The organism is Arthrobacter rhizophilus, assembly GCF_026241105.1.
GTDB lineage: Bacteria > Actinomycetota > Actinomycetes > Actinomycetales > Micrococcaceae > Arthrobacter.
In genome coordinates, this window is the sequence record NZ_JAPFFT010000009.1 from 64,831 (window position 1) to 78,029 (window position 13,199).

Consider the following 13,199-nt stretch of genomic DNA (forward strand, 5'->3'; position numbering starts at 1 on the left):
GCGGCGCCAATCTTTGCCAACCAACTTTCCAAAGGAGTGTTTTGTGATCAAGCATGTGATGCTTTTCTGGTTCAAGAGCGGGACAGAACAATCAGACAAAGACCAAGTTCTCAACGGAATCACGAACTTCGTCGAGATTCCCGCGGTCCAGCAGGTGGCGTTGGAGGAGAACACGACTTTTCCGGACTCGTCAGCACCCTTCACTCATACCGCCATCCTCACCTTCCTCGACGAGGAAGGCAGAGATGCCTTCTTCGTCGATGACCGACACCGGTCGCTCCGTGAGTGGGCGCTGAAGTTTTTCGGCGACTTGAAGACCATGAGCGTTCGGGACGACGCCGAGCTCGAACGACTCGCCGCTATCCTCCGCACGGCGGAAGATCAACGGCAGCCGGTCCGCCCATTGACTGAGCAGCTGCCGGGGTTTTCCGTGAAAGACGCCTACCGGGTGCAGCAGCTCAATGTCATTCGAAAAGTCCGCGCGGGCGGGGTGGTCGTCGGTCAGAAAGTCGGACTAACGGCCGTCGTCATGCAGCAACAGTTGGGCGTAGACGAGCCGGATTACGGCGTTCTATTCGCCGACATGATGGTCGCCGACGGCGAGCCTATGCCGATCTCGGCGATGATTCAACCTCGGGTCGAGGCCGAGGTCGCTTTCATCATGAAGCATGATCTCCGCGGTCCTGGAGTGACCGACGACGACGCGTTGGCCGCGGTAGAAGGAGCTATTCCGGTCATAGAGGTAATCGACAGTCGTATCTCCGACTGGAAGATCAAACTGCCCGACACCGTCGCGGACAACGCCTCGTGTGCAAGGGTTGTCCGCGGCTCGAGAGTGACTCCAGTGGACGCACTCGATCTTGCGGGAATTGAACTAAGCCTGTCAGTCGACGGTGTCGTCGTTTCCACCGGGGTTGGCGCTGCGGTGCTAGGCAACCCGATCCGCGGCGTCGTATGGCTCGCGAACAAACTCGGCGAGCTGGGCGGCTCTCTCAAAGCCGGCGATCTCGTGCTCGCGGGCGCCTTGCACGCCTCTCTGCCGGTGACCGCTGGGGCGGTGGTCCGAGCCGAATTTACAGAGATCGGCACCGTGACGGCCGCGTTTTCCGACTGACTGGGCACCGTTGGCGTTGACCCCAACAGCTTTTAGACAACGAACGAATTCGAGTCGAGGAGGACACGATGCAGAAAACAGAGGGTGGTGCGGTCTCGCGCCTTCCAGTAGATCGGCTGCAGTCGAGCCTGAGCATTCGCGGGCTCACTAAAACCTACCCCGGCACGCGTGCACTTGACCATATCGATTTGAATTTTGCAGCAGGTCGAATTCATGCGGTAGTCGGCGGAAACGGTTCAGGAAAATCAACCCTGATCAAGATTTTGGCCGGCGTCCTCCGGGCCGACACTGGTGCGCTCACGATAGGAACCGACGAGTTTGATCTGAGCGGGTTCGATGCGGCGTCGTCGAGGAACGCGGGAGTGAGGGTAGTTCACCAAGATCTCGGAGTCTTCCCCATACTTTCCGTCGCTGAGAATATTGCACTCGGCTCCGGTTACCCCACTACGGCACTCGGACTTGTGGGGTGGCGTAGCTTGCGGAAGCGCGCGGCAACCGTTTTGGATTCGTTTCAGATCGATGTGGACCCCGGTACTCCGATGCAGTCGCTTCGCTTGGCCGTACAAACTCGAATCGCAATCGCTCGGGCACTTCAGAGTCAGGACAACGCTTCGTCAAAGGTTTTGGTTCTGGATGAACCCACGGCGGCACTCCCAACACACGAGGCCAATGAGTTGCTTGGAACGCTCCGTGGCTTCGCCGATATGGGCCTGACAATCATTTACGTCAGCCACCGCCTCGATGAGATTCTCGATCACACCGACGACGCGTCGGTTATCAGAGATGGAAGCCTCGTCGGGACGGAAACGACTCCCTCCTGGACCGAAGAGAAGTTGATCTCGGCGATGATCGGGAAGGCGCCGATAGCGCGTAAGCCGCGCGCTCAGACGCAAATGAACCGCGGAAATCTACTTGAGATACGCGGGTTAGAGACTGGACCGCTCAAACACCTGGACCTTACCGTTGCGAAGGGCGAAATCGTGGGAATCGCCGGCCTGACGGGTTCGGGACGAAGCTCATTACTGAGAACAATTTTCGGCGTGACCAAGCCAGCTGGCGGACAAATAAGTTTTGACGGGCAGAAGATTCATGCCAATTCTCCCGAACGCGCCGCGAATCGCGGGATCGCTATGGTTCCGGAAAACAGAGCGGTCGAGGCGGCCTTCGCAGATTTGCCTATCCGAGACAATCTCCTCATTACGAGATTGCCAGAGTTTGCTCCTCCAGGCCGAATTCTTCGCGCCGGCCTCATAGAAAAGGAGGCCAGTGCGCTAGTGGCCCGCTTTGCAATCAAGGCTGTCTCTACAGCATCCACGCTTTCGACATTGTCGGGAGGGAATCAACAAAAAGTAATTATGGCTCGGTGGCTGTCGCGCGAACCAAAGCTTCTACTGCTTGATGAGCCCACCCAGGGCGTTGATATCAACTCCCGGAACGAAATTCACGAACAGATTCGTGAGGCCGTTAACGGAGGGGCCGCTGCAATCGTCGTCTCCTCCGACTTCGATGAGCTTGCACTCTTAGCAGATCGCGTTTTGGTGATTCGGGGTGGGCACGTCAGAGCGGAACTGGCGGAGCAGGACCTCACAGTAGAGCGGATCACCCAGCTGGCCACCTTCGACGAGCAGAGCGGAACACGCAAATGACAGCAACAAGAACGCACAAGGCACCTTCGACCCAAACAGGACGGCTCCGTGCAAATGGTTGGGCGCTCCGCGTTCTGGAGCGATACGCACTTGTGCTGCTGATCATTATTATGATCATCATCTTTTCGACCGACCCGGCCTCGTCAAGGGTGTTCCTCAGCGCTCCTAACATCAATTCGATTCTCGCAAATCAGTCTGTAACCGGCATATTGTCGCTCGCAATGCTCGTGACTCTCGTCGCAGGCTTCTTTGACCTTTCCGCGGCCGCAGTAACAGGGGTCGCAAGCGTCATAGTCGCCTCCTTTACCGGAGCTCACGTTGGAAATCCCGTTTTGGCCGTGGCAATCGCCATCTGCGTCGGCGCCGCAATCGGCGCGCTAACGGGTTTCCTGATCGCGAAGGTGCGACTCGACTCGTTCATCATCACCCTCGGCTTATATATCCTGCTGGGCGGAGTGCTTGTCTGGTACACGCAAGGACAAACACTCCCGACTGGCTCCTCGTTCAGCGACATCTCGTCGATCAAAATCTTCGGAATTCCCAGTCCATTCATTCTCCTCATCATCGTCGGCATTCTTGTTTGGCTATTCCTTCAGCACACCCCGTTCGGACGGTACCTCGAAGCGATCGGGTCGAACTCAAACGCCGCCAGGCTCGTCGGAATCAACGTCGACCGAATTGTTTGGCTCAGTTTCATTCTTAGCGGTGCGCTGGCTGCCCTAGCGGGTTGCCTTCTGGCATCTAGGAACGGCGGGGGGGACGCCACGACAGGTTCCTCCTATTTGTTTCCTGCTTTCGCGGCCCTGTTTCTTGGAGCGACCGCGATCAGGCCTGGGCGTTTTAACGTGTGGGGCACCATCATCGGCGTATTTTTCCTAGCCATTGCAGTTAGCGGGCTCACCCTAATCGGGGCTTCAACCTGGGTTCAGCCTGTTTTCAACGGCGCCTCGCTGGTCTTGGCTGTCATCTTGTCAACGTTTGCCGCTCGAGCTCGATCACGAAGGGTGGTGCGACCGGCAGACACAAAGAGCTAACTCAACCCACCAAAATCCCAGCTTGGAGAAATAATGAACAAAGTCGTTCGAAACTTAGCGATCGGAGCGTCACTATGCGCTGCGATCGCCCTAACGGGGTGCAGCTCTCCCGCCGCGCCGCAAGCGTCCTCCGCGTCTTCCGTCACTATGCCCACCCTTTCCGAAATGATGACTGGCACGACAACCGCACCCCCAACGACAGGACCCGCGGCCCAGAAGGGCAAAAACGTCTACTTCGTGTCGTGTGGGCAGTCCGCAGGCGGCTGCTCCGATCCAGCAGCAGGCGCAGTGGCAGCCGGAAAGGCTTTGGGCTGGAATGTCACCGTTGAAGACGGAGCCTTTAACGTCGGCGGTGCCTACAACACAGCGATTCGGCAAGCCATCGCCGCAAAACCTGATGGAATTATTCTCGAAGCTATCGACTGCTCATCGGTTCGACCTGCACTACAAGAGGCGAAAGATGCAAACATACCGGTCGTTGGCTTTTCGTCTTTCGACTGCGACGAGGATGGGAGCGGCGATAGTGGAATGTTTGCCTACAAGATCATCCCTAATGCCGTCGATAAAACGGCCGCGGATTTCAACCAACGGTTTGGGCGGTACCAGGCTGCCTATCTGATCGGCAAAACGGCATCCCCTACGAATGTGCTCTGGCTCAACGAGACCGACAACATTCCTGTGATGGATAACATCAACACAGGTTTTCATGACGCGATGAGCACCTGCTCGGCATGCAAGGTCACCGATGTGAATTTCACGGAAAACAACTTCGCAGCTGTAGGTCCGGCGCTCACATCCGCTATCCTTCAAAATCCTCACGCAAATGCTCTAGCACCAGGATATGACACGCCATATTCGTTCGGTGCTGCGAAGGCGCTGTCCGAAAGTGGTGCGGCCGACCGGCTCACGGTAATGGCAGGGCAAGGGACCAGTGTTGGCATGGACATGCTACGCAACGGCCAGGCGGCAGCTGCAGTTCCTTGGGACGCTACGTATGGTGGCTGGATGACTATGGACACTCTCAACCGATTCTTCGCCGGACAGCCACAGGTTGCCGAGGGCTGGGGATTTCAGCTCGTGCAGGATGCGTCTGGTGCGCAGCCCGGCAAAGGATGGGCCACGACGATCGACTACCAAGCGGACTACACCAAAGTGTGGGATCAGTAGGAAGCCGCTGGGTCGAAATAACTTGACCGCAGCATGCGGGTTCGCAATGGCTCTTTCGCGAACCTGCATGCTGCGGTCTTGGTAGGAAGAGGATTCACGACCAAGCCCGTGCTGTCACTCTGAGGCACAACGTCAACACGCCCCACGTCGAATCAACCGATCGCACCGTGAGGGTCCACTAGCTCCGCACGTTGACAAATTTCATGCCATGAACTAACGAAAGGTGCAGCGATGAGCACACAGACGACCGGTACGATCGCAGTCTTCGGCGCGACGGGGCAACTGGGCGGGGCGGTGGTCGACGCGCTGCTGGACCACAAGGCTCTGGTGCGGGCCCTGGTCCGCAACCCGCAGTCCGACAAGGCTCAGGCGCTGGCCGTCCGCGGCGTCGAGCTGGCGGCCATCCGGACCGACGACCCGGCGTCTTTGGCCGCCGCGCTGACGACGGTTGAGGCGTTCTACTTCATGACCCCGGAGGCGAACAACCTCGAAGAGGTCGAGATGGAGATCCGTATCGGCACCGCGCTCGTCGACGCGGCGGTCGCGGCACACGTCCCGCACGTTGTGTTCAGCTCGGTCTTCGGCGCGGACCGGGAGTCGGGTGTGCCGCACCATGACTCGAAGCACTCGATCGAGGAGCACCTGAGGAAGTCCGGCCTCAGGGCCGCGATGGTTCGCCCGACCATCTTCATGGAGGTGATGGCACCGAGACTGGAGCACGGAGAGATCGTGCTGAGGCTGCCGCTGCCGGAGGACGCCGCCGTGAAGATGATCTCGGTCAGCGACGTCGGCCGGGTCGCCGCCGCGCTCTTGCTCGTCACCGCGGAGGCGCCCGGCGGAGCCGTCGAGCTCGTCGGCGACGAGCTGACGGGCCCTCAGATCGCCGCGGCGTTCGGCGTGCGCGCGGGGCTCCCGGCACGTTACGAGGCCCTCCCGTTGAGCGTGCTTCCCAGCGACCTCGACAGGGCCATGTTCCGCCAGTTCGCGAAGTGGGCGGAATACCCGTCGGATCTCGCGGTGGTGCGGGCGATCGAGCCAGCCACCCTGGACCTGGCCGAGTGGATCCGATCCACCGGATGGACCGCGCCCACAAACGTGGCTGGTACCTGACCTCCGGCCGCGAAGAACACACATTCGTTTACTCGCGTCTCTTGAGGCGCCAGGAATCCTCTTCGAAAGGCGACGCCCATGTTGGCCGATCGCTTCCCACGTCTCCCCCACCTTGCGCGCGTCCTCCATGACGTACCAGCGCCGTTCGACAAGTGCACCGACCGTGCCGCATTCGAGGCCAGCGCTTCAAGGTGGGACAACGTGATTATCCATGCGTCAAGAATGCCTGGCGCCATCCGCCGCAGCGCTGGAAACCAGCGCTGCCACTCTGCCCACCTCCACCGCTGCATGGAGACCCAGGGTCCTGTGTGCGGCCGTTGGCGATGGGCAGAGTGGCAGCGGCCGCGGGCAAGTCACGGTCGACACCGAACCTTCCGGAACGGGCAGGTCATCGGTCGGCCTCGACACGGCAACCCGCCACGGATGTTCCCGTTCGTCGTCTAGGGCGTGTCTCCTAAAGCGGCTAGCCAGATGCTGACTGCCCGGAGAACGGCTCCACCGCGATACGTGAGTGCGAGTTTGTCGTAGCGGGTGGCCAGGCCTCGCCATTGCTTGAAGGTATTGAAGTTCCGTTCGACGACGTTGCGGCCCTTGTAGTCCTCTTTGTCAAAGAGCGGCGGCCGGCCTCCGACCGAACCGCGTCGTTTCCGATGGCCGATTTGATCGGCTGGTTCCGGGATGACCGCGGCGATCCAGCGTCCTCGCAGAAGACTCCGGATCGCCCGGGATGAATAGGCTTTGTCTCCGCGCACACGGTCCGGGCGGGTCCGCGGCCTTCCCGGACCTGCCCGATTGATCTTCAGATGGTCGATCAAATGCGGGAACATGGGCGCATCTCCGCCCTGCCCCGGCGCGACCAGCAGCACCAAAGGCCGGCCCTTGCCGTCAACCAGGGCATGGATTTTCGTGCTCAATCCGCCGCGGGAACGGCCAATCGCATGATCATCCGGTTCAGCAAACAGATTCATGTAATTCGACGGGGCCCCCTGTGGCGCGGGGAAGGTTCGTGCCGTGCTGGTGGGCACGGTTCACCGTCGAGTCAACCGAGACCGACCAATCCACTTCACCCCGGGCATCCGCCACCGTCAGCAGCCCGGCAAGGATCCTGTCCCACGTACCATCGCCGCTATAACGGCGGTGCCGCTTCCAAATCGTCTGCCACGGACCGAACTCCGCGGGAACATCGCGCCAGGCGATCCCACACCGATACCGGTAAATGATGCCCTCCACGACCCTGCGATCGTCACGGAACGGACGACCACGCCGCCCCAGAGACGACGGCAACAACGGCTGAATGCGGGCCCACTGCCCATCAGTCAAAACAGAAGTACGAGACACCCATCAAGCATCCCGGACCACCACTCCAGGATTTAGGAGACACGCCCTAGGCGGCGAGGGAGACGAGCTCACCTTTGCCGGGCAGGATGAGATGGAGGTGGAGGGTTTTCAGTGTCACGTCTGCGGTTTGCTTTTGGATGGATGGGATGAAGTCGCCGAGGGCGGCCTGCCTGAGTATCTGCGTCTCGACTCATCGGAATCCGCGTAGATGCTCTCTGGGCCGCAGGATACAAAAAGGGCCTCGGATTTTGACTGGGCTTTCGCCCTCCTAGCTGTCACCCGCAAGATATCGGTAATGAGTTGCCACGGACACGCCTACGGCATCGGCAATCTCCTTGGGAGACATATTGCCCCTCTGCGTCCAGTTCCTTTGCCCTTGATCTTGGTGCTGTCAAAGAGTTTGGGACCGTGGGTAAGCTGACGCCATACCGTCTGATGTTCTAGACCGGTCCTCGGTCCGAGGACCGAAGCAATAAGCCGTTGGAGTCCGAAGAAGCCGCCCGTCCTGACCTTCTTTGGAAGGTGAGTGGCCCACACGCCGGCGACACGCCGCCGACCAGGCAGCTTCGAATTCAAAAAAAGGGTCAGGATGGCCACGCTCACAGGCCCATCCAGGGCCTGTCCCTAGTTGAGCGCGATCACCAGCATCTGAGTGGTGCCCGGGATGCAGGTCTGCAGGATTGCCCGCGGGAAACCGCCGAATACGGCGGCCACGTTGTTGGTTGTCCCGCCTTGGGGCACCTGGCCGCGCGCAGTCACTGTGTACGTGCCGTAACCGGGGATGCTCACCGTCTCGCCAACGCCGATGCCCGAGAAGCGTGCCCACCCTCCGCAGAAATCATGCTCGGTAATGAACAGTGAGTAAGCGTCCGTCGGTGTGAAGTGGATGGGGCCAATGCAACTGTCCACGGCGGCCTGCCCGCCTGAACCTGCAACGTAGATTGTCCGCACCGCCGGTGCGGGCGCCGGAGCTTGCGCGGCTACAGGTGCGGGAGCAGGGGCGGCGGGGGCCGCGACGGCAACCGGCGGTCCTGTCAGCTTCAATACCTCGCCGGGCACGATGATGGAATAGGCGCTGAGTCCGTTGGCCGCAAGCATCGCGTTGACGTCGACCCCGAACCTGGCGGCTATCGAGCCTACGGTGTCGCCGCTGGCGACCGGGTAAGTGTTCGTGTCAGGAGCAGGAGCAGGAGCAGGAGCAGGAGCAGGAGCAGGAGCGGGAGCGGGGGCTGGGGCTGGGGCTGGGGCGGGCGGCGCTGCGACAGTGGCCGGCGCCTGTGACTGTGCCGGAGCTGGCGTGGTGACCGGAGTGGGGCTCGCTGCCGGCGTCGGATTGGCTGCGGCCGGTGAAGGGGCGGCAATCACGGCTCCCGAGCCGATGCTCGGGGCAGCCGTGGCGCTTGTGCCTGCCGGTGTCAGTACCCGTGAGTAGCTTTGGGTCATGACGGCCGCCAGCACGACCGCAGCCACGATTGCCCAGGTAGCGATTGATGCCTTGTATCTGGTGATGGTTCTCACTCCGGCGGATATCAGGGCGAAGACGCTGCCTCCGCTGACCCCGCTATGCCTGTACTCCTGTTGAAACATCTCAAAATCCCCGTAATTCATCGTTTCTGGGCCGGCCGGTTGGTTGAACCGGGAAGTGATACGCAGGCGCAGGGGGCGGCGCTTGTTGAGACCCTCTTGCTTAAATGCGCAGCACGGAGGAATCCCTCAATCCATCTGCTTGGATAAATCCATCAAAGGGATGTATGAACCCGTTCTGATAAATCCATCAATAAGATTTATGAAAGAGATATTTCCTTTTTCCTGCTGCAGGTTATTTGAGTGTAGAAATAGGGATTTCGCTTCACACGAGTGGGTGCCACTCGCTTTATTTCCCCGATCCCCGCACAACACTCGCAAGCCTGATTAGGTGGTGGTGGCGGCCGCGTGCGGGGGCCGCATCCCTCTCCTTGAGGGGCTCGGGCGCATCTAGAAACTAAGTTTGCTTAGCATTTAGTAGTCGTATTTATTCCCCGGGAATTTGGTGGGAAGAATCGCGTGCTGGCGCGCAAATTATGGATCCGATAATCTTTCGCGGAGTTTATCCACCATCGCGGGGGAGGGCTTGACCGTTGCGACAGAATAGGACCATGAGTCGAATCGCAATTATTGGCGGCCATGGCAAGGTGGCCTTGCAACTGTCCCGCATCCTGAGCAACGAAGGTCACGCGGTCACATCGTTCATCCGCAATCCGGAACACGCGCCGGACGTCGCGGCGACCGGCGCTGCCCCGGTGGTCCTCGACGTCGAAAATTCGACGACGGCGGAGTTCGCCTCGGCGCTAGACGGCCACGACGCTGTGGTGTGGTCCGCCGGGGCTGGCGGAGGCAATCCGCAACGCACCTATGCCGTAGACAGGGACGGGGCCATCCGCTCGATGGATGCCGCCACGCAGACTGGCGTGGCGCGGTATGTCATGGTGTCCTACTTCGGTGCCGGACCCAGCCACGGCGTTCCCGAGGACAATAGCTTCTACGCCTACGCAGAAGCCAAGGCGGCAGCGGACGAATACCTGCGTGCGACCGATCTCGACTGGACGATTCTGGGCCCCGGAGGGCTGACCAACAATCCAGGGTCGGCGCTCATTGAGGTGGATCCCACGGACCCGGGTACCGGGACGGCGACCTCCCGGGCCAACGTTGCCTTGGTGGCTGCCGCGGTCCTGGAACTGCCCGAGACGGTTCGCCGCACCATTGAGTTCAGGGATGGCTCCGTTCCTGTGGTGGACGCCCTGACGGCATCCTGACGGCATCCTGGCTGCGCCCAGCCGGGATATGTTTGTACGGCTAGTCCGGGGCGTGCCGGGGACGCTGCCATTACGACGTCTGGGGAAAACGGGAACATGGACCAGTTGGCTCTCATTGTCGGATTGCTGCTTGCAACGGTCTTGGCCGTGGGGTTGGGGGACCGCTTGCGGCTCCCGTATCCCGTGCTGATGCTGCTGCTGGCGGCGGCGATGGCCTTCATTCCGGGCTTCCCCGACTTTGAGCTTTCACCCGAATTGATCCTGCCGATCTTCCTTCCGCCTTTGCTGTTCGCGACCGCCCAGAAGAGTTCCTGGGCCGTATTCCGGGTCCGCTGGCGGACGCTGCTGCTCATGGCCGTGGCGCTCGTGGTGGTGTCGACGGCGGTGGTTGCCGGAGCGGCGTGGCTCATGATTCCGGGTATCGGCATTCCCGCGGCGATCGCACTGGGGGCCATGGTGGCTCCGCCGGATCCGGTGGCCGTTGAATCCGTCGCCGGCCGCGTCCACATGCCGCGCAGGCTCATTACCGTGCTGCAGAGCGAGGGCTTGTTCAACGACGCCGCCGCTATCGTGATCTTCCAGGCCGCAGTGGCGGCGACCGTTTCCGGCACGAAGATGGGGGCCGGCGTCGTCCTCCAATTCATCATCGGAGCCGCGCTGGCCGTCATTGTCGGCATCGCCATGGGCTGGTTGACGAGGCTGATCACAAAGCTCGTCACCTCGATGGTGGCGCGCAGCGCAGTCACACTGGTGATTCCCTTTGCCGCCTACATCCTGGCCGAAGAGTTGCACGCCTCGGGTGTGATCGCCGTCGTCGTCACCGCGCTCGAGACACAGCGGCACGCGCGGTCCCAGGACGCCGCCGAGCGTGTCACGCGCACTGCCTTCTGGGATGTGGTGGAACTCCTGGCCACGGGCCTGGCGTTCGGGCTGGTGGGGCTGGAGATCCGGCATGTGATCCGGGACGAAGGCGCGGCCATTTTCGGCATGATCGGCACGGCGGTGGTGGTGTGCGTGCTGGTATTTGTTGTCCGTTTCGCTTGGCTTGGGCTTTTGGCGATCTCGGCCCGCAAGCGGAAGAACCTGCTGCAGCCGACGTCACCCAAGGAAGTTTTGATCCTCACCTGGTGCGGCATGCGCGGCCTCGCTACTCTTGCCCTCGCGCTGGCGCTGCCGCTCACCATTGCCGACGGCAGCGACTTCCCTGCCCGGCACGAGATCCTGGTTATCGCGTGCGCGGTGCTGTTGGCCACCTTGGTCCTGCCTGGACTCACGCTTCCGTGGCTCATGCGCGTGCTCAAGGCTTCGGAGGACGGTTCGCACGAAAAGGATGCCGCGCGCCTTTTGGCCAAGCGAGCCCAGACTGCGGCCATCGCTGCGCTCAAGGAGCACGATCTGATGAAGGAGCTGCCGGCGGACAAGGTGGCCCTGGTCAAGGAAAAGATGACCCGCCTGCACGCCGAGCTCCTGGACGGGACACTGAAGAATGAGTCCGACGCCGAAAAGCGCCAACGCGGCAGGGAACTGGCCATAGCGGTTCAGACCATCGCGCTGGATGCCGCACGCCAGGAAGTGGTCGCCGCGCGGAGCGAGCCTGGCATGGATCCCGAGGTGGCGGACCGAGTGCTGCGCCAGCTGGACCTCCGCACCATGGCGATGCCGGACTGACGGCTGCACAAGAACGGGCGGCATAACCCGCCCAAAATGGCTACACGCGCCGCAAATCCAGGTCCAAGGAGTTCTTTTCCACGTGATCCAAGGCGTGGCGCACCGCGCCGATTCCCACAATCGCATCGCCCAATGGAGAAGCAGCGAGCCGCGGGGGAGTGGCCGTGTACGCGGCCAGCTTCCGGGCGGTCGGCTCAAGAAGGACCGACGCCGAATCTGCCACGGCGCCGCCGATCACCACGAGTTCGGGGTTGAGCATGATGGCCATCGTGGAGACCACCCTGGCCAGCCGGTCCGAGAGCCGGTCCAGGATGCCCAGCGCCACTTTGTCGCCCAGGGCGGCGGCGGCGAAGACGTGTTGCGCAGTGATCTCACGGGTACCCGCCGTCCGCAGCGTGGTTTTCGACTCTCCCGCCAAGGCTTCCGTTGCCCACAATCTGGCCAGCGCGGCGAGACCGTCGGCCGAGCCCACTCCCTCCACCATATCCAAGTAGGCCATTTCGCCTGCGCCTCCACGGCTGCCATGGAGCAGCCTGCCTGATTCGACCAGGCCTGCACCAAAACGCTCGCCGGCCAAGAGCACGGCGAGGTCTTGGACGCCGCTTCCGGCTCCCCGCCAACATTCGCCCAGTGCCGCAAGGTTTGCGTCGTTCTCCAGTAGTACCGCCCAGCCGTGCAGATCGTGCAGCGCTTTCTTCAGTCCGACGTCGAATAGGCTCCAGAACGGCTGGCTGACGAGGATATTTCCGTCCCGGTCCACCGGGGCGGCAAGCCCGACTGTCACCGCGAGGACTTTCTCCGGCGGCACGCCGGCAGCCTCGAGAGCCAGCAGTGCCGTCTCGCTAATGACGCGTATCCGTTCTTGCGCCTCGATCTCTTGGGCCCGGAAGGGCTTGCTGGCCCGACCCGTGGTGTTTCCGCGCAGATCGGCCACCACCACTGTGGTCTTGAGGACGCCGACGTCGATCCCCAAGACGCAGCCGGCGCTTTCGTCGAGCTCGAAGCGACGTGCGGGGCGGCCCTTCTGGTAAGTGCCGAAGTCGCGCTGGTTTTCCAGTTCCCTGATCCAGCCCCGGGCCATGAGGTCAACGCACACGGAAATGGTGGTGGCACGGGTCAGCCCTGTGGCTTCCATCAGCTCCGAGACGGTCACTGCGTTGGAGGAACGGATGACTGCGAGCACGCTGGCCGCATTGACCCGGCGCAGCATCTGCGGAGTGGCCGTCGCGATTTCGGGCATCCCTGTTGACCTCCTGTAGACATCTGTCACATAATACTTGAAGCACTAAATTTAGATTCTAAATAAACACTTCAACAATCGCGTCGACAC

At 61.4% G+C, this 13,199-nt stretch carries 10 protein-coding genes; 7 read left to right on the forward strand and 3 right to left on the reverse strand.

Annotated elements, in window-relative coordinates; all coding sequences use genetic code 11:
- Nucleotides 1-43 precede the first annotated feature (43 nt).
- The 5 genes from OOZ51_RS09715 (at nt 44) to OOZ51_RS09735 (ending at nt 6,071) form a co-directional block, all read left to right on the forward strand.
- Nucleotides 44-1,114 (forward strand): fumarylacetoacetate hydrolase family protein, encoded by a 1,071-nt coding sequence (locus OOZ51_RS09715; RefSeq protein ID WP_265979209.1) that lies wholly within the window; start codon nt 44-46, stop codon nt 1,112-1,114.
- A 68-nt stretch (nt 1,115-1,182) separates the two neighbouring features.
- Nucleotides 1,183-2,760, forward strand: a complete 1,578-nt coding sequence (locus tag OOZ51_RS09720) for a sugar ABC transporter ATP-binding protein (RefSeq protein WP_265979210.1) — start codon at nt 1,183-1,185, stop codon at nt 2,758-2,760.
- Between the two features lie 92 nt (nt 2,761-2,852).
- Nucleotides 2,853-3,794, forward strand: coding sequence for an ABC transporter permease (locus tag OOZ51_RS09725; RefSeq protein WP_265979212.1), 942 nt, complete (start codon nt 2,853-2,855; stop codon nt 3,792-3,794).
- A 168-nt stretch (nt 3,795-3,962) separates the two neighbouring features.
- Nucleotides 3,963-4,961 carry a sugar ABC transporter substrate-binding protein gene (locus tag OOZ51_RS09730; protein WP_265979372.1) on the forward strand — a complete coding sequence of 333 codons (999 nt, stop codon included), beginning with the start codon at nt 3,963-3,965 and terminating at the stop codon, nt 4,959-4,961.
- A gap of 231 nt (nt 4,962-5,192) precedes the next feature.
- The gene (locus tag OOZ51_RS09735) at nt 5,193-6,071 is read left to right on the forward strand and encodes an NmrA/HSCARG family protein (protein WP_265979214.1); all 879 of its coding nucleotides are present in this window, start codon (nt 5,193-5,195) and stop codon (nt 6,069-6,071) included.
- A 440-nt stretch (nt 6,072-6,511) separates the two neighbouring features.
- Here the strand turns inward: OOZ51_RS09735 and OOZ51_RS09740 are convergent.
- Both OOZ51_RS09740 and OOZ51_RS09745 read right to left on the reverse strand, forming a co-directional pair.
- Nucleotides 6,512-7,409 (reverse strand): IS5 family transposase gene (locus OOZ51_RS09740; RefSeq protein ID WP_265979215.1). Its coding sequence is split into 2 segments (ribosomal slippage): nt 6,512-7,057 and nt 7,059-7,409, totalling 897 coding nucleotides; the frame shifts between segments, so codons are not numbered across the junction.
- Between the two features lie 624 nt (nt 7,410-8,033).
- On the reverse strand, nt 8,034-8,996 hold the full coding sequence (locus OOZ51_RS09745; protein ID WP_265979216.1) for a LysM peptidoglycan-binding domain-containing protein: 963 nt from the start codon (nt 8,994-8,996) through the stop codon (nt 8,034-8,036).
- A 548-nt stretch (nt 8,997-9,544) separates the two neighbouring features.
- Here OOZ51_RS09745 and OOZ51_RS09750 point away from each other — a divergent pair.
- Nucleotides 9,545-10,201, forward strand: a complete 657-nt coding sequence (locus OOZ51_RS09750) for an SDR family oxidoreductase (RefSeq protein WP_265979218.1) — start codon at nt 9,545-9,547, stop codon at nt 10,199-10,201.
- A gap of 96 nt (nt 10,202-10,297) precedes the next feature.
- Complete coding sequence (locus tag OOZ51_RS09755) at nt 10,298-11,869, forward strand: Na+/H+ antiporter (protein ID WP_265979219.1); 1,572 nt, start codon at nt 10,298-10,300, stop codon at nt 11,867-11,869.
- Between the two features lie 40 nt (nt 11,870-11,909).
- On the opposite strand, the gene OOZ51_RS09760 is transcribed toward OOZ51_RS09755, so the two are convergent.
- Nucleotides 11,910-13,109 carry an ROK family transcriptional regulator gene (locus OOZ51_RS09760; RefSeq protein WP_265979221.1) on the reverse strand — a complete coding sequence of 400 codons (1,200 nt, stop codon included), beginning with the start codon at nt 13,107-13,109 and terminating at the stop codon, nt 11,910-11,912.
- Between the last annotated feature and the right edge of the window lie 90 nt (nt 13,110-13,199).